This is a genomic window from Mucilaginibacter pankratovii (assembly GCF_014773265.1).
Lineage (GTDB): Bacteria > Bacteroidota > Bacteroidia > Sphingobacteriales > Sphingobacteriaceae > Mucilaginibacter > Mucilaginibacter pankratovii.
This window is the reverse complement of sequence record NZ_JACWMY010000004.1, coordinates 408,797-426,651: the sequence shown is the minus strand read 5'-3', so window position 1 is coordinate 426,651 and position 17,855 is coordinate 408,797. Positions and strand designations below refer to the sequence as shown.

Below are 17,855 nucleotides of genomic sequence, written 5' to 3'. Positions count from 1 at the left end.
CACCACTTACACCTTCTTCGCCCTTAACCTGCTCAAAAATTGCGGTGTAAAACCCAGGTACGATGCCAGCATATATTGCGGTATGCGCTGCACAAAAGCTGGGAAAAGCCCGGTAAAGAACCGGTAACGTTCTTCATCGTTTTGGTTGAAAATATAGCCCACCCGCCGCTGAGCCGCGATAAAGGATTTTTGCATCATAATGCGGAAGTAGCTTTCCAGTGCGGGGATCTTTTCGAACAGTTCCACCCGGTCGCGTTCGTGCAAAAGCAGCACGTGCGTTTCTTCGATGGTTTGGATATAGGTAGTTGCGGGGATCTTATTGAGCAGGCTATCCTGGTCGGCAATCCACCAGCTTTCCAGCGCAAACTGGATGATCTGCTCGTTTAGCTTTTTGTTTACAAAATACTGGCGCAGCAGTCCCTTCAGCACAAAATAATTGCCGGGGCAGTGATAGCCGGGCTCCAGTATCATGGTTTTCCTTTTAAACTTCTTCAGCTCCATGCGGCCGCAAAGCAATTCTTCCTCCGCAGCGGTTAGCGTAACGTAACGTTTAATGTGGGCAAGTAATTCGGGATACATGGTAAACGAAGATACAAGATTATGGCAGCTTATATCCAAACCTATACATCACCTTTTTGCCGGTTTGCACTTTCTCATCCACTACCACACCGTCAACAGTTTGCACGGTGGTTAACTGGCTTGCCGGGTTGGTTTGCGGCAGTTTTACATCTATCCTCAACATCACCTCTTGTCCGGATGGCAGCTCGACAACTTTTTCCCATTTGCCGGTTGCATCTTTAACGGTTTGCACAGTATTACCTTTATCGGTGTAGCCAATTTCGGCAGTGGTGCCGGCGGGAATGTCAGCTGAATATTTTACCGTGTACGAATCCTTTTTGGAGATGCTTAGCAACCCCTTGTTCATATCGTAAACGGTGTAGCTGCAGCCTGTCATTAAAAATGCAAGCACACACAGGTAGATGGTGTTTTTCATACCAACTAATATAGGGGGCGTATGGATGCTATCAAAACTTATCGCAAAAACATTACATCATTGATGGCGCCACCCCGAACGCTTTTTTAAAGCTGTATGAAAAATGCGAGAGGTTCTCAAAACCTACATCTAAATACACCTCAGATGGCTTGCGCCCTTTTTGGCTAATGAGGTAACGCGCCTCCATCAGGCGTTTCTGCAGCAGCCATTGCCCCGGCGATGTGTGAAATACCTTCTCAAAATCGCGCTTAAAGCTGGCCAGGCTGCGACCGGTAAGCATAGCAAATTTAGCGGCGGGTACATTGTACATATAGTTTCGGTTCATGAATGATTCCAGGTCGATCTTACCGGGCTCGCTAAAATCGAACAGGATGCCCTTCAGTCCCGGGTCGTGCCGCAGCAAGAGTTCTACAGCCTCCCGTGTCTTCAATTCGGCAAGGGGCGCGTTTGGCTGAGCAGATTGGTTAAAGTATGGCAGCAGCGAATCGAAATACCCCTTCAGATATGGATCGGGCTGCAAAATACGATAAGAAGGGCCTGTATAAGGCTCTACTTGTGCCAGCTTATTCTCGGCGCTGTAGCGGCGCAGAAAAGCCTGATCTAAGAATATATTAAGCGATTTAAATTCGCCACCCGGCGGCGGTACCTTAAGCGATTTAACCAGTTGATTGCGGCGCACCAGCCCTATGGTGCCTGCTTTGAATTTTATTGTACCAGTATTGGTTAGCAAATGCGTTTCGCCCGAAACCACGCAGCCGAGGGCATGTTCGTAAACAAACTGCTCGTTACCCCGCTGTTTTTCGTACACGCAGGAATAGAGCAGATTGTTGAGCTGGATATGGCCTTTATCGTCCATCATAGTGGCGTTAAATATATTCAATAATTATTTTAGCTGGCTCATCATAACGGTATCAAAGGTTCTATCGGGCAACCACTGTTTTAAAAACAGCAACAAGCTGGCCATATACCCGCCATGGTAACGCGTTTTTGGTTTTTTTGCTTCTATGGCTTTACGCACAAGCGCTGTGATAACGCCAGGATCGGCTTCGTTTTTCTTTGTTTTTGCCGTTATCTGTGCCGATAAATCCACCATACCTTTGTACACACCACCGCCCGATACTTTGCGCAGGTTGTCGGCAGCAATATCGCCCCATTCGGATTTTACGCCGCCTGGTTCAATTACTACCACGTCGATGCCGAATTGTGCTATTTCGTTCCTCAGGCTATCACTCAGCCCTTCCAGCGCGAATTTACTGGCATGATACCAGCCGCCCAGCGGTGTGGCCAGCTTGCCGCCAATAGAGGTTACATTAATAATGCGGCCAAAATTTTGCGCACGCATATGCGGAATTACCAGTTGTGCCATACGGGCCGCGCCAAATACGTTAACTTCTATCTGCTGGCGTGCATCGCTCATAGGCACATCTTCTACCGCGCCATAAGAGCCATAGCCGGCGTTGTTTATCAATACATCAATCCGGCCTTCGGCCTTAACTATTTTATCAATAGCACTCACCATCGATGCATCGTTTGTTACATCAAGCGCTAAAACCTTTACGCCCAACTGGCTGATATCTTCCATCTTGTCGGTACGGCGGGCTGCGCCGTAAACGATGTGCCCATCGTGCAATAATTCTTTCGCGAAATCTTTACCCATACCTGCAGACGCGCCGGTGATCAGTATTACTTTTTGTGTGGTTTTCATCTGTTTTAATTTTTATAAAGCCTTTGAGCTTTGTATAAAACAAATGTCGGGGTAAATTAAGGGCGTAGTTTTGGCAGGAAGCTCAAGTTTACTTTGGTATAAAGCTCAGATAAGTTTTTATATCACCTTGTGGGGCTGGCTAAAAGCATCCAATTCCTGGTAATTAAGTTCGAGTGTATCTTCGATACTTTGCTTTGTGGGCCTTATGTAGATAAAGTACAGGATAATGGCCCCGGAGATAACCAGGAAAAACAACTGCCCGGTTATCAAAAAAGCGACTATACCCAAAAGCGACGGACCCTCCAGCGCGGCATACCGGATGATGAGAGCGGTTTGATAATCGATGAGTTTGATCTTTAAAGATGCTGCCTTGCTGATCTCGTTCAGCTTTTTCTTAAACAGCACATTACTGGCAACAAAACCGCCTGCAGCAATAAGCGGTACAATAAAAATAAGCGGGTCGCGGGGGTTGCGTACGTTTATCATTATTTTTTTGCTTTGTACAAGCGCCACAATAGCAAAAAGCACCTGCCCTGCTACCAATGCAAAATGAATAATAGAGAGCGTTTTTAAATATTTAGCGGGCGTTTGTTCAAAATTAGGGTTAGGTGCCATGATAAGGTTATTTAAGCTGTAATATACACAATTATTCCCTGCACGAATAAATTACAAGCTATTTATGCGAAAGCAAGCCCTCATTATCTTTTAGGGCCACCCCGGAGATCTTCCTGCTTAAGGCTTCCTGTATCAGGTAAAATAATTTATCGGCAGCAACGGCAACAGGCAGCCCCTCGGGCCGGATGTTAGAAATGCAATTGCGCGAATCATCGGTCAACCCCGGCTTAGGTTGGTAAGTTAAGTAAGCACCCATGCTATCGGCGGCGCTGAGCCCCGGGCGTTCCCCAATTAATATTACTGATAGCGAAGCACCTAATTCTGCACCAATGCAGTCTGCAATGGCTACCCTGCCCTGTTCTACCAGGCAAAGCGGTGCCAGTTTTACTTTGGCGGCAAGTAATTTGGGGATAAGCAGCCTTAACAGTTCGACAGCATTTTGGTTAATGGCGGTTGCCGAAAGCCCATCGGCCAGGATCAGTACGATGCCGTTGTTCTCTACCTGGTCGGCAAGGCGGTTTATGGATAGCTCATTCAGCAAGCGGCCAAGGTCGGGGCGTTGCAGGTATTGCTCTCGGCTGGTGGCCTGGCTGTGCAGGTGTACTACCGGCAGGTTAAACTGCATCAGCTCATCGGCCAGTAATTCGGCATCCATCACCGAGTACACCGCATCGCGCGCGTGCGCATGCGCCAGTTTAAAATCTAACGACTGGGCCGTTGGGATGCTGGTGCCCGTAGCGCCAATGGCTATACGCGCCTGGGTAAACTCCTTTAAAAAACTCAAAGGTTCGCCGGGGCTTGGTTTATGCCTTATTATTTTAGCCACAACGAATTGGTTTTGTTTAACAATGCCTCCGGGCCGCCCTTTGCCGGGTTGCCGTGCTCATCCATTATCCCCTGCCGCAGCAGCCATGCCTCAAACTCGGGCGCCGGTTTTAAACCAAGCACTTTACGAAGGTACAAGGCATCGTGGAAAGAGGTGGACTGGTAATTCAGCATAATATCATCCGAACCGGGTATCCCCATAATAAAATTACAACCTGCCACACCTAAAAGGGTGAGCAGGTTATCCATATCGTCCTGGTCGGCCTCGGCGTGGTTGGTGTAGCAAATATCTACACCCATAGGCAGGCCAAGCAGCTTGCCACAAAAGTGATCTTCTAAAGCGGCGCGTGTGATCTGTTTGCCATCGTACAAATATTCGGGGCCAATAAACCCAACTACCGAGTTTACCAGCAGCGGTTTGAACTTTTTGGCCACGGCATAAGCCCTTGCTTCGCAGGTTTGCTGATCTACCCCATAATGCGCGTTGGCAGATAAACAGCTACCCTGCCCTGTCTCAAAATACATTACATTATTGCCTACTGTGCCGCGGTTAAGGGATAAAGTGGCCTCATAAGCTTCCTCCAATAACGATAAACTGATGCCGAAACTTGCGTTTGCCTTCTGCGTGCCGGCGATAGATTGAAAGCAAAGATCGATGGGTGCACCCTTGTTCACCAGCTCTAACGTGGTGGTGATATGGCTCAGCACACAGGATTGCGTGGGGATCTCGAATTGCTCCCGCAACTGGTCTATCAGCATTATAATTTTCAGCACTGCCGCCGGGCTGTCTGTTGCCGGGTTAATGCCGATGCAGGCATCACCGCTACCGTAAAGCAAGCCCTCAAGTAAACTGGCGGCGATCCCTCGCGGGTCGTCGGTTGGGTGATTAGGTTGCAGGCGGGTGGCAAAATGGCCCTTCAGCCCTATAGTATTACGAAATTTAGTAACCACTTCGCATTTTTTTGCTACCGCGATAAGGTCCTGGTTACGCATTATTTTAGATGCCGCAGCGGCCATTTCGGGCGTTAAGGCGTTCTCGATACTTTTTAATACAAGGGTATTCGTTTCATCCAATAACAACCAATCGCGTAGCCCGCCAACAGTGAGATGGCTTACGAGTTTAAAGGCTACAGCATCATGATTATCGATAATAAGCCGTGTTACCTCGTCTTCCTCATAGGGAATAACCGCCTCATTCAAAAAATCAGTCAGCAAAACATCCGCTAAGGTGATCTGGGCTGCAACGCGTTCTTCGTAACTCCCTGCACTTAAGCCCGCCAATACATCCCCCGTTCGGTGGGGCGAGGCTTTTGCCAGCAGTTCCCGCAGGCTGTCAAACCTGTAAACTTTGCCGAGGATGGTGTGCTGGTACATTTTAATTTTGAAGGATGGAATTAGTGAATGAGTGATTTTGAGTTACTGCTAACTGTCTACTGCAAACTGGCAATTGGCGCGTTCAGCATTTCATCGTCCATAATTTTGGTTTTGTGTTTGCCCATCGGTATAAATATGCCAAGGGCAATGGCCAGCCCCGCATAAAATATTAAGCTCACCCCCAAATTATAATACATAATGGCCAGCAGGCACACTGCCGATATCAGCAGCGCTATAGCCGGGAAAACCGGGTAAAATACCGCTGCGAAAGGTCGTTCTAAATTTGGTTCCTTTTTGCGGAGCCTGAACAGGCTGATCATGCTCATCATATACATTACCACCGCCCCCATTACCGATAAGATGAGGATTTGGCTGGTAGTGCCGGTAAACAGCGCGATAAAACTGATAAGCCCGCCAACAATGATGGCCCAATGGGGTGTTTTAAACTTAGTATTTACTGCTGCTAATCCCCGGGGCAGATAACCGCTGCGCGCCATGGCAAATACCTGGCGCGATGATGCCAGTATAGTACCGTGGATAGAGGCGATCAACCCGAACAAGCCGATACTGGCAAACAGTTGGGTTAGGCCGCTACCTTTACCCAATACAACACTGATAGCCTCGGGCAGGGGGTAATCCAGCTTGCTGAGCTTACGCCAATCGGTAACGCCGCCGGTTAATATCATCACACCTAAAGCCAAAAACACAAGAGTGGCAAGGGCATAAATATAGCCTCGGGGGATGTTGCGTTTGGGGTCTTTTACTTCCTCGGCAACCATGGCTACGCCTTCTATGGCCAAATAAAACCATACGGCGAAAGGCAGCGCCGCGAAAACACCGCTCCAGCCAAAGGGCATAGGGTTACTTAAAAAGTTATCCATTTTAAAATGCGGGCCCACCACTCCCATAAACAACAGCAGCTCGCCCACGGCTAAAATGGTGATGAACACCGAGAAAGTTGCAGACTCCTTCACCCCCGAGATATTCAACAGAATAAACACTACATTAAAAGTAAGCGCCGAAGGCAATACCCCGATAGCAGGGTGTAAAAAATGAACATAACTCCCTAAAGAAAAAGCTATGGCGGGCGTAGCGAAGAGGAAATCTATCAGCGTAGCATAGCCGGCTATCAGGCCGCCTATAGGCCCAATGGCCCGGTAAGCATACGCAAACGCACCGCCGGCGTGGGGTATAGAAGTAGTGAGTTCGGTATAGCTAAAAATGAAGGTGATGTACATTAATGTTACGATGAGCGTGGCTATCAGGAAACCGATGGTACCCGATACTTCCCAACCCAAATTCCAGCCGAAGTATTCGCCGCTGATAACCAAACCCACGGCTATAGCCCATAAATGCACGGGCTTTAGCACCCGTTTCAGTTGTTTCGAATCGATGTTTTCCACGGCGGTAATTAATGTGCCTTTAAGGTACAGATTAAAAACGTGAGCTGAAAATTTTGCGCTTCAAATAGTCGAAACAGAGGCATCTGTTATCCTAATCTAATATTAAAATAACCATTATTTAATATTGAGACGATTTTTTAACTTTGCAGCCCTAATTAACGTGATAAAAAAATAGTGCTGCAAAATAATACCCGTACAATAAAGGAAATTTGGGTGGAAGCCCTTCAATCGCCCAAAACACGCTCAAAAATTTTACTGGCTTCTATTGTTACCATCATTATGTTATCGGGTATGCCCTTCTTTTTTGGCCATATCGAAAAAAGGAACGGTGTTGTATTAAATGATTGGGTACTGGCCTATCTGCCGGCCTATAATGTGTCGCTCCTGATCTTCGGGCTTATCTGGGGTATGGCGGCCCTCATTGTTTACCGGGCGCTTTATAACCCTAACATCTATATCAAATACGCCTGGACGCTGTTTTTTGTGAACCTTACCCGAATGATCACCATAACGATTTTCGCGCTGGATCCGCCGCATGGTATGGTTCATTTGATAGACCCCATAACGGGCATCTTCTATGGCAACGCGGTGATCACCAAAGATCTTTTCTATAGCGGCCATACTTCTACCATGGTACTCGTTTTCCTTTGTCTTGATAAGCGGAACGATAAAATAATCGGCTTTATCGCCATCATTTGTGTGATGGTGCTGTTATTGATCCAGCATATCCATTACACCATTGATGTACTGGCCGCACCGGTTTTTGTATACATTATCTATCTTATTACCACCTATTTTCTGAAGCTGGAGAGCCCCGCCAAAATTAGCGGCGACGAAGCTTAAAAAAGCTTGCGGTTAGCGCATAATATCTTAAATTTATAGTTCGTTACTACCACTATAAACGGCTATCCTATGCTCAAAAAATTCATCCTTATTGCTTTGGTATTTACTGCCACTTATGCTAACGCGCAACAAAAAACGCCGCGCCAATTGTTCCCGGGCTTGTTTGAAGCGGTGCAGTCGTCAGATATCTTCCCCGATAATAAAACCTTTGTAGATTGTACACCCAAGTACGAGCCGGGCCAGATCATGAAATCTTTTAACGAGCAAAAGGGCAAAACCGGTTTTAACCTCAGGGAGTTTGTGCTGTTTAACTTTACGCCGCCGGCCTCGCCTACCCATGCCTTCCAAACCAATATCGAAGAGGGCATCCGCAAACATATTGATACCCTTTGGCAGGTGCTGCAGCGTAAGCCTGATGCCGGCTCAAAGCTGTCGTCACTTGCAGCTTTACCCAACCCGTACATCGTACCGGGCGGTCGTTTCCGCGAGATCTATTATTGGGACAGCTACTTTACTATGCTGGGCCTGCAGCAAAGCCACCAGGAAAAGGTTATTGGCAACATGATAGATAACTTTGCGTACCTGATAGATACCTACGGCTTTATCCCTAACGGCAACCGGGCTTATTACCTCACCCGCTCGCAGCCGCCTTTCTTCGCTATGATGGTGAACCTATTGACCAAGAGCGAGGGTAATGCCATCCTTACCAAATACCAGCCGCAACTTATTAAAGAATATAACTACTGGATGCTTGGCGCTGCTACGCTTACCAAAGGCAAAGCCACACACCGCGCCGTGCGGATGCCGGATGGTACCCTGCTTAACCGCTACTGGGATGAAAGCGACGAACCGCGTGAGGAATCGTACATAAAAGATGTAGATGCCGCCAAAACCACCACAAAAGCGCTGCCTGTTTTTTACCATCATATTCGCGCAGCAGCAGCTTCGGGATGGGATTTTAGCAGCCGCTGGTTTACCGACCCTGCTAAAATTGGCACCATCCAAACTACCGATCTGGTACCTGTCGACCTCAACTGCCTGATGTATAACATGGAACTTACCATCGCCCGCAGCTACCAGGTAAAGGGCAATAAGGTGCAATACCTTTTGTATACCGCCAAAGCCGCCGCGCGTAAAAAGGCCATCCTGAAATATTTTTGGGACGAGAAAAACGCCTGGTTTAACGATTACAACTGGACGAGCAACCAGCGCAGCGCCATTCCAACCCTTGCCGCCGTTTTCCCTTTAGAATTTAAAATTGCAACCACTGCGCAAGCCAAAAAAATTGCCGACGGCCTGAAAGCCAACTTCCTGAAACCGGGCGGACTGGTTACCACCCTCAACTTTAGCGGCCAGCAATGGGACGCGCCGAACGGATGGGCACCCCTGCAATACATGGCCATCGACGGGTTGGAAAACTACGGGCACAGCACGCTCGCCAAAGACATCGCCACCCGCTGGATGAACCTCAATATCCGCGTGTTTAAACAAACCGGCAAACTGCTGGAAAAATACAACGTAGTTGATACCAGCCTCACCGCCGGCGGCGGCGAGTACCCCCTGCAAGATGGCTTCGGCTGGACCAACGGGGTGCTGTTAAAGCTGATGAACAGGTATAATTTTGAGGAGAAGAAGGGGGAGTAATTAGGCATTTCCGTTGCTGGTGCGCTAAGAAAAAGTTTACAAAAGTTTACATATTTCGGATGTAAACTTTCTTAAAGTATTGATAATCAATAGATTGAGTTATTACAGGGTTAACATGAGATTTAGAGGTTAGAGGTTAGAGGTTAGAGGTTAGAGGTTAGAGGTTAGAGGTTAGAGGTTAGAGGTTAGAGGTTAGAGGTTAGAGGTTAGAGGTTAGAGGTTAGAGGTTAGAGGTTAGAGGGCAATGCAGAATAAGGCACCTTGTTTTGAATTCTGAAAATTTCTTTAATTTCTTAGAATTCGAGTTCAGACAATGGCGATGCCTGCGGCCCGGGCTTTCCGTTGCAAATCCTCGCGCTGCCGCACATTTCCGGCCCTTCGCTGCGGGTTTTCCACTGCAATCCCTATCGCGAAGAACTATAAAGATAAACGCTCACCACCACGTCTTTGCGAGGTACGAAGCAATCTCTACGGTGGACAAGCCGGCCTTGCATAGCCTATCTGCCTATCGGGAGATTGCTTCGTACCTCTCAATGACGCGCGGAGAGAGGGAATCTCCCCTTACTTCACCGTATAAGTAGCCTTATTCACCCCCACCCCGGTTATTTTTAACGATTTCCAATTAGCGGGCAACTTGCTTTTTATCTGTACGATACCCGTTGGTGTAATATCCAAACCGCCAAAACCCATCAGCATAGCCTGTATAATACCGCCTGCGCCGGTTGCGAAGTAGGGATTGGTGCCGCCTTTGGTTTCTGCTATCACGCGGAAGGGCGGGTTGAGATTTGGCTCGTAAGCATCTTTAAACCAGTGATAAGCCTTTTCGCCGTTACCAAGGCGGGCGTAGATGAGGGCAAAAACGCCCTGCGTCATGGCTGGGGTACCTTCGTTGGGTACACGGGTTTCGTAGTATTCCAGGTCTTTTTTTATCTGCGCCGGGTCGGTGATGGTTTTTAGGGGATAGGCCAATAAGTTTACGTCGGCCTGTTTGATGCCTTCGCCTTTGTATTGGGCGTGCTCCTGCGTTACACCGTTATCCATTTTTAGGATGGGGATGTTATTGGCAACATTCATCCAATCAGGATTAGCGGTTAGACCCAATATTTGGGCGGCTGCGGTCGCATTTTTCAAGTTCACCTGCGCGGCTGCGTTGGTGAATGCATTGTTATCAATATTCTCGGCCCATTCATCTGCAGCAACCACGTTCTTGATATCATAATGACCGGCGCCGTTGCGCTCTACCCGGCTTGCCCAAAAATCGGCAGTGGCTTGCAGCAGCGGCCAGCCCCTTTCGCGCAGCCATTCTTTATCCTGGGTTACACAATAGTAATTCCATGCGGCGTTAGCCACATCGGCGGTAATGTGGTGCTCAAAGGGGCCGCTTAAAGCCCAAACAGGTGTTTCCTCTACCCCGCTGTCGGCACTTTCCCAAGGGAACATCGCCCCTTTATAACCATGCGAAAAGGCATTCTTACGGGCATTCTCCAAACGCTCAAAACGATATTCCACCATCGATTTGGCAATTTCCGGGTGCAGCACCAGCATAGCCGGGAACATCCAAAGATCGGTATCCCAAAATACGTGGCCATTGTAACCCAGGCCAGAAAGGCCCATTGGTGACGGCGACAAAGCTGTTCCTTCTCGTGAAAAAGAGTATAAATGATAAAGCATGCTATGCACATCCTGCTGTGCCTGCGCGTCGCCTTCTATCTGGATATCGCTTTTCCAAAGCTCGTCCCAAGCCTGGTTATGGAATTTGATCAGCCTGTCCTTGCCTTCCAGCAGGGCAAAAATGGTTAAGCGTTCGGCCTCGTTTAATGGATCAGGATGGTGTGCCGAAGTGATGGACGAACCCGTTACGCCGTAGGAGTACGTTTGCCCGGCGCCTACCTGCCGGGTAAACTTCATCAGATGCATATTGTTATCCCACATCTCGTGAATCACGCGCGGCTCTTTGCCATGCTCCTCATTAAACAAAAACGAGGTGGAAGCGCAAAGCTGTAGTTTGCCCGTCGGGCTTTTGGCTGTAGAGGTTAGCAGGCTGATGGTTACATGCGGCCGGTCTATCTCGTTATAATAATTCTCTACTTGCTTCAGGGCATCCGGCGCTTCCATTACGCTGGCCGCGGTGATGCTGATGGGCTTTTTGGCGGTAACAGCGACATCCATTAATACGGTAAAGGGAAGTTGCCTTAAAGAATAATAGGTGTATTTGATGCTTGCTTTATCGCCATAATCAAAGGTGGTGGTCATGGCGGCGTGCTGCATATCCAGCTCCTGCTTAAAATTACTTACCATTTTGGCATCCAGGCGTTTGCCATCAACCTCCAGGTACATATTCAACAAGTTAAAACTGTTTAAAAAGTTGCTTACCCGGCCCCGACCGTATTGGTCGTAAGCACCGGCCAGCACCACATTTTTTACTTTAAACGGTTCGGGCGAGGATACCACGCCTATCATTCCGTTGGCAACGGTGATGCCGTAATAATTGGCAGGGTCTATCTTGTCAGCCTTGATCACCCATGGGTTTTGTGCATACGACCCAAGCGATGCCGACAGGCTGATCAACAAGCTAAACAGCGTAATTTTTCTCATAAAAATGCGGACTATTTTATCTTCAACTGCAACTTTTCGCTCACTAAAGCACCAATTTTGCGCCCCTGTACGTTCCCTATATCGCAGGCAATTTTATAATGGATGCCGCCGTAAACACGCGACATGGCAGCCTCCTGCGCGGCAGCCCTAAACGAGGTAAACTTGCGCGGCGCAATCCCAAATTCCGACTCCGAGGAATCGGTATACGCGATATTATCGCCAAAATCATGGGTCAACACTTCGGCAGCTGCTGCCGAGATAACCGCGTGCCCGCTAATGTATTCGGGGAATGGCGGGGTTTGGATATACGGGCGCCAGTCGGAATCCAAAACCTTGGTGATCACTGTCTCCGGGCGCACGCTGTTTGCTTTGTATTTCACATACCAGCAATTGATAAAGGCATCAAACAAAGCGATAGAAGTTTCCGCGTAAACGGCCACAGTGGTGTTAAAATCCGCTTTTTTTAACCGGGAGCCCACAGCGGCTATGTTCATCCAATGGCCACCGGGCGAGAATTTTTTTGTTGCAAAAGATGCGTGGCCTATCACATTCAGTTTAAAAGCGTTATCGTCCCAAAAATCGGCCATGTGCTTTTGCTCGGTATTGAGGCTGTCTACCAAAGTTTTCACCTCTATTACATTCTTGTAAAAGGTGCTGTTTTTATCCGTCATGTTATAAGGCGGAGGTTCAGGTGCGGGTATTTGCGAGGCAGAATCCAGCACCATCGGGCGGATCTCTCCCCAATGCGGCTCAAGCGCCTGGGCGTACATGGGCGGCGTAGGGATCCAGCGGCCATCTTTACGGGTAACAGTATACTTACTTGCCGAGCGGGTTTGGGCGTAATGATCCTTCTTGCTCCATTTCATGATGTATTTGGCAACCGTATCGGAGTAAGCAACGGTGTTTTCAAATACGTCAGACGGCATCCCGGCATCTTTGGCTTTTTGTTTCAGTTCTTCAACATACGTGGACATGCTGCCCTCAGGGAAGGTAACGGCATTGCCCACAAAACAGAACGATAATAACGAGGCAAACTGGAAATCTATTACCTTGTCTTTCGGCGGGGTTGGCGCGGCGGGCAGGTGTTTTATCTGGCCGGATAAGGAGCGGAAATGTGTTGGGTCGCCTGCGGCAATTACCTGGTAAGCGGCAATATTTGCATAGGCGTAATTCCGCGACGCGATAACCGGCGGAAAATTATTTTCGAGCACAATGTCGTTCAGTTTTTTTACCGTGGCACGGTACAGTTCGGGGTCGTGTGTAACCTTTTGATAGTCAGCCTTCTTGCAGGATGCAAAGGTTAAAATTGCACCGGCAAGCAATAACAGGAAACGGTTCATAATAGCGTATTGGTTTAAGAAAACACCCGGCAAATATGTAGCGGATTTATATTGGTTTTTCTTTGTTTACAGGCTAATATAGGGTTTTTATGGCAATTGGCGGGTATAAAAACTGTTTGATTTTAACTGCCTGAATTAATTACTTTTGCATCACAAAAAAGCGCATCCGCTTATTAAATTTTATCTTTTGTTATTGATCTTTTTATGAAGAAACCGGCTCTGTTAGTACTCGGCATATTGTTATTGGCCTTTATCAGCATCTATTTTATCATCCCGCAAAATATTACCGCAACAAGTACGGTTACGGTTGACGCCATCGATGGGAACGTGTTTAAATTCCTGGTGAAAAAAGATGCATGGCCTAAATGGTGGCCCGGCGATCACCTGGCGACAGACAGCAACTCGTTCACCTACAACGGTACGATGTATACCATTAAGAAGGATGCAAACAGCTACATCGAAATAAATATTAACACCCCCAAAGTAGAACTGGATAGTAAAATAAATTACCTGGCGGCAGATGACGGCTCTACGGTAATAACCTGGGAAGCCTTAAAACAAAGCAGCCTTAACCCGTTTGAAAGAATAACCGAATTTGTGCGGATAAAAAACCAGCAAACGGAGATGGACAGTATCCTGGCCCACTTTAAACAGTTCATACAAAAGGATACGAATGTTTACGGCTTGAGGATAAAAATTATCAAACTAACAGATAATAATATGCTTGTTACCAATTTGATAGTTAAAACTATCCCGCAGGCAGATGTGATAAATGCCATAGTTGCAGACCTGCATAAACAAATAGCGGCGCAAAAGGCTACCGAAACCAATAAGCCGATGCTTAGCATCAACAAAACCGACTCCAATGAATACGATATAATGGTTGCTATTCCCATTAATAAGGCTATAAAACCGGCGGGCAATTCAGTTATCAATCATTTAGTGGTTGGCGGAAACAGCATGGAAACCGAAGTAAAAGGCGGCAGGCATACCATTGATAATGCTTTTGCACAATTAAGGAATTTTCAGAAAGATTATAAACTTACCGGTGTAGCCATGCCTTTTGAGCTGATGATCACTGACAGAAGCGTAGAAAAAGACACTGCTAAGTGGGTTACCAAATTATACTGGCCAATACTTTAAGTTACCTGGTTACAAGCAGTATTTTCCCATCGTAGGTAACAATAATATACCCTTCGCCTGCGCTGGTTTTAACCGGTTGCGGACTGGTGATTTCCTGGAAGTTGAACAGGGGGTTCACCCAATATTCGGGCTGCGAGAGTTGTTTGCGCTGCTTATCGTAATGCATGGTTACTATACCCAAGGCATCATATTTGCCCTCGTAGGGCACCACACCCCAAAAGTTGCCGTTCAGTAAAACATCACCCTGTTTATTATGAAGTGGCAAGACAGAACGGATCGGCGCCTGCTGATACAGGTACGGTAGTTCGGTTGCGGCTTTAGCATGCAGTACATCGCTGATAAACACGCTGCTGAACTGGTTAGCAACCAAACGCCTATCATCGCTTATTTTGTCTTTAAAGATCTCGCCGGTTGTTTTATCGGCCATTTTTTGAAAACTCAAAAACTCTTTTTTCAGATAAGGTAATTCCTGCTCGAGGTCGTTCTTTGGCCGGAAGGGATAATATTTGCCTTTATAAAAGTACGATAGCACCAGGTCGTTCTTTCCGTCCTTATCCAGGTCCTGGTTGTAGCCGTACAGGGGTTGTGTGGCAGCTACATTGTACTTGCTGTTTCCTCCCCAGTTACCTGCTACCAGGTCGGCTTTGCCATCGCCGTCAACATCTGCAATTGCTGCAGATTGCCACCAGCCTTTTGCATCATCAAGCACCGGAGATGAAAATTTAACCAGCGTTTTACTCTTGTTGAGGAAGATCTGTACCGGGCTCCATTCCGATGCGACGATGATATCCTCCGTACCATCGTGGTCAATATCGTTAGCCGAAATATCCGTGATATAAGGGATGCCGGTGAGCTGCACGAAACTGTTTTTTGGCGCCATTGCGAAAACCCCGTTACCTTTGTTCAGCAGCACATCGCCACCGGCGGGCGCGGTATAATCTACAAATGATACCGCCGGGGTAAAAAACAGGTCCTTTGATCCATCGCCATCAAAATCATAAACAAATATTTTGGCTACAGCAGCATCCAGGTTTGGTAATGCTTTATATTCAAATTTAAAGTTGCCTTTATTAATGTACAAGCGTGGCTGCACCCTTTTGCCGGGATCGGCAAGGGGATGATTGGCGCTCATTACCAAAAGATCGGGCAGGCCATCATTATTTACGTCGGCCCATTGTGCTTCGGTATCGCCATGATCTTTAAACGCGGTAAAGGCATCAACCGTAATTTTGGTAAACCCGCCTGCTTTGTTCCCGGCCAAAATGTATTTTTCGTCGCCCGCTATACCGCCTACGTAAATATCATCCAATCCGTCTTTATTGATATCGGCAACGGCAACCGGAGGGGTATGCGGCAAATAGGTATGCGGCAACAGGTTATAATAGTTAAAATCGGGGGTATCGTATTGTTGCAAAGTGGCCAGCACACTTGCTTTTACCGGCACGCTTGTAAACTGAGACTTGCCTTTTATGTAGCCGGTGATGAAAGCCACCATATCGGTGGCAGACTGCGTTTGTGCTTTGCTGTAGGTAATCAGCGTTTTTTTATTGGGACTGAAGTTTTTGATCACCTGGTACGAATTATCAGGCCAAACCACCATCAGTTCCACAGGCTTATCGCCCGGCAGAAATGTGAATGTTAGATTATTATTCTGTGTAGCCTCGTAAGCTGTGCTTGTTTGGATCTCCTGGTGATCGAGTTCTTTTGTGGAACGCAGGAAGAATTTGGTACCGATACCATCCGGGTTTAAGCCGGTGTATTTTACGCTGAAATTGAGGTATATGGGCTTAGCTTCTCCCTCTTTTACATTCTCCATCGTCATGTTTTGGTAAATGAAGGCCGGGGCATCCATATTATTGGTCACCATGTCCAGGTCGCCGTCGTTATCCAGGTCTATAGCCACCGCTCCGGCAGATACCGAAGTATCGCGCATATCGTTGCCCTCAGATATATCTGTAAACTTTAGCTTATCGCCGCCGTGATACAGGTAATTATGCACCTGCCCATCGGGCATCAGGTTTATTTTTTCCTTATCAAAAAAGCGGCTGGTCTTAAAATCTTTGATCACGTTAGGGTCGCCCAGATATTTCAGGTAATCCATATCGTTCAGGCGCTTTTTGATGCCGTTGCTAAAGAACATATCCTTACGGCCATCCATATCAAAATCCTGCACCAGCGGCGACCATGTCCAGTCCGTTGCCGACATGCCCGCATACAGGCTCACATCTACAAACTTATTGCCGTTACCCACATTCAGTTGCAGGCTATTTTTTGAATACTGGTAATAATACCCGGCATTTACCTCCTGGTTGTAAATATCCAGTGGTTCGTCATTGATAGTGGATTTCAGCACCTTCATGTCCTCGGGGAGCATATCTGTACTGATCACATCCAGATGCCCGTCTTTATTCACATCGCTGATGGCGTTCCCCATCGAAAACAGGCTGGTATGCCCAAACGCGCTTTTCAGCTCTTCTTTAAAAGTGCCGTTGCGTTGGTTTACGTAATAGTAATCCTGTTCGAAAAAATCATTGCTTACGTAAATATCGTCCCAGCCATCGTTGTTGAGGTCGCCTATGCTTAGGCCAAGCCCATACCCTATCGGTGCAGAATAGATCCCCGAGCCTTGCGTTGCATCTACAAACTTCCCGTTATCGTTTCTGAACAGGTGGTCGCCTGCATCGTGGCTATATTTAAAGCGCTGGGTGCTGTCGCCGTAGGTATCGTTACTGTGTACCGATGAAGTAAGCAGGAACATATCCAGGTCGCCATCCTTATCATAATCAAAAAAGCTGGCCTGGGTAGAGAAGCCCGAAAAATCGAGCCCGTATTTAGCTGCCGATTCGGTAAAGGTCAGGTCGCCGTTGTTAATGTATAGCTGGTTTTTACCTTTAAAGCCCTTAAAATTGGCTACTACGCAAACGTAAATATCTTTAAGGCCGTCGCCGTTGATGTCTACTACGGTAACACCCGTCTTCCAGTTGCCTGTGCCCTTTAGCCCTGCTTTTCGGGTTATGTCTTCAAATTTAAGCCCGCCTTTGTTAAGGTACAGTTTGTTTTCGCCCTGGTTGCTGGTGAAGTACAGATCTTCCAGCCCGTCGTTGTTAAAATCGGCGGAAGCAACGCCCGCACCGTTGTAAAAGTACAGGTAGTCCAGGATGTTAACCGAATCGCTTACGATGTTATGGTTGATGAAATCTACATGGCTATCGCCGGTTGCTACCAGTTTAAAAATACCGTCGCCTACTTTCTTTTTTTCGCAGGAATTGAAAAAAGCAATGCAGGCCAATATAGCGCAGCAAACCGCCACGGTAGATTTTATTGCGATGCCCGATCTATTAGGTAAGCGTTTATTACGCTTTGCTTTTTTCATT

At 47.4% G+C, this 17,855-nt stretch carries 14 protein-coding genes; 3 read left to right on the top strand and 11 right to left on the bottom strand.

What is annotated here, in order from left to right:
* Nucleotides 1–6 precede the first annotated feature (6 nt).
* The 8 genes from IDJ77_RS10415 to eat all read right to left on the bottom strand — a co-directional run bounded on the left by IDJ77_RS10415 (nt 7) and on the right by eat (nt 6,916).
* Nucleotides 7–579 carry a Crp/Fnr family transcriptional regulator gene (locus IDJ77_RS10415; RefSeq protein ID WP_191188872.1) on the bottom strand — a complete coding sequence of 191 codons (573 nt, stop codon included), beginning with the start codon at nt 577–579 and terminating at the stop codon, nt 7–9.
* Between the two features lie 19 nt (nt 580–598).
* On the bottom strand, nt 599–994 hold the full coding sequence (locus IDJ77_RS10410) for a hypothetical protein (RefSeq protein ID WP_191188871.1): 396 nt from the start codon (nt 992–994) through the stop codon (nt 599–601).
* 52 nt (nt 995–1,046) lie between these two features.
* On the bottom strand, nt 1,047–1,853 hold the full coding sequence (locus IDJ77_RS10405; protein WP_191188870.1) for a helix-turn-helix domain-containing protein: 807 nt from the start codon (nt 1,851–1,853) through the stop codon (nt 1,047–1,049).
* Between the two features lie 24 nt (nt 1,854–1,877).
* On the bottom strand, nt 1,878–2,699 hold the full coding sequence (locus IDJ77_RS10400) for an oxidoreductase (RefSeq protein ID WP_191188869.1): 822 nt from the start codon (nt 2,697–2,699) through the stop codon (nt 1,878–1,880).
* Nucleotides 2,700–2,816: 117 nt separating this feature from the next.
* Nucleotides 2,817–3,314 (bottom strand): hypothetical protein, encoded by a 498-nt coding sequence (locus IDJ77_RS10395; RefSeq protein WP_191188868.1) that lies wholly within the window; start codon nt 3,312–3,314, stop codon nt 2,817–2,819.
* A 58-nt stretch (nt 3,315–3,372) separates the two neighbouring features.
* Nucleotides 3,373–4,140 carry an ethanolamine ammonia-lyase subunit EutC gene (gene eutC / locus IDJ77_RS10390; RefSeq protein WP_317174327.1) on the bottom strand — a complete coding sequence of 256 codons (768 nt, stop codon included), beginning with the start codon at nt 4,138–4,140 and terminating at the stop codon, nt 3,373–3,375.
* The gene (locus tag IDJ77_RS10385) at nt 4,128–5,513 is read right to left on the bottom strand and encodes an ethanolamine ammonia-lyase subunit EutB (protein ID WP_191188867.1); all 1,386 of its coding nucleotides are present in this window, start codon (nt 5,511–5,513) and stop codon (nt 4,128–4,130) included. Before IDJ77_RS10385 ends, eutC begins: the two co-directional genes overlap by 13 nt.
* A gap of 56 nt (nt 5,514–5,569) precedes the next feature.
* Nucleotides 5,570–6,916 carry an ethanolamine permease gene (gene eat / locus IDJ77_RS10380; protein ID WP_317174326.1) on the bottom strand — a complete coding sequence of 449 codons (1,347 nt, stop codon included), beginning with the start codon at nt 6,914–6,916 and terminating at the stop codon, nt 5,570–5,572.
* A gap of 174 nt (nt 6,917–7,090) precedes the next feature.
* On the opposite strand from eat, the gene IDJ77_RS10375 reads away from it, so the two are divergent.
* Complete coding sequence (locus IDJ77_RS10375; RefSeq protein ID WP_191188866.1) at nt 7,091–7,759, top strand: phosphatase PAP2-related protein; 669 nt, start codon at nt 7,091–7,093, stop codon at nt 7,757–7,759.
* A 69-nt stretch (nt 7,760–7,828) separates the two neighbouring features.
* Complete coding sequence (treA, locus tag IDJ77_RS10370; RefSeq protein WP_191188865.1) at nt 7,829–9,403, top strand: alpha,alpha-trehalase TreA; 1,575 nt, start codon at nt 7,829–7,831, stop codon at nt 9,401–9,403.
* Between the two features lie 561 nt (nt 9,404–9,964).
* Here treA and IDJ77_RS10365 read toward each other — a convergent pair.
* A complete protein-coding gene (locus IDJ77_RS10365; protein WP_191188864.1) occupies nt 9,965–11,998 on the bottom strand; it encodes a glycoside hydrolase family 65 protein in 2,034 nt (677 codons plus the stop codon).
* An 11-nt stretch (nt 11,999–12,009) separates the two neighbouring features.
* Nucleotides 12,010–13,338 (bottom strand): vanadium-dependent haloperoxidase, encoded by a 1,329-nt coding sequence (locus tag IDJ77_RS10360; RefSeq protein WP_191188863.1) that lies wholly within the window; start codon nt 13,336–13,338, stop codon nt 12,010–12,012.
* A 204-nt stretch (nt 13,339–13,542) separates the two neighbouring features.
* Between IDJ77_RS10360 and IDJ77_RS10355 the strand changes: the two genes are divergently transcribed.
* Complete coding sequence (locus IDJ77_RS10355; RefSeq protein ID WP_191188862.1) at nt 13,543–14,481, top strand: hypothetical protein; 939 nt, start codon at nt 13,543–13,545, stop codon at nt 14,479–14,481.
* Between the two features lies 1 nt (nt 14,482).
* On the opposite strand, the gene IDJ77_RS10350 is transcribed toward IDJ77_RS10355, so the two are convergent.
* On the bottom strand, nt 14,483–17,854 hold the full coding sequence (locus IDJ77_RS10350; protein ID WP_191188861.1) for an FG-GAP repeat domain-containing protein: 3,372 nt from the start codon (nt 17,852–17,854) through the stop codon (nt 14,483–14,485).
* Nucleotide 17,855: the final 1 nt, after the last annotated feature.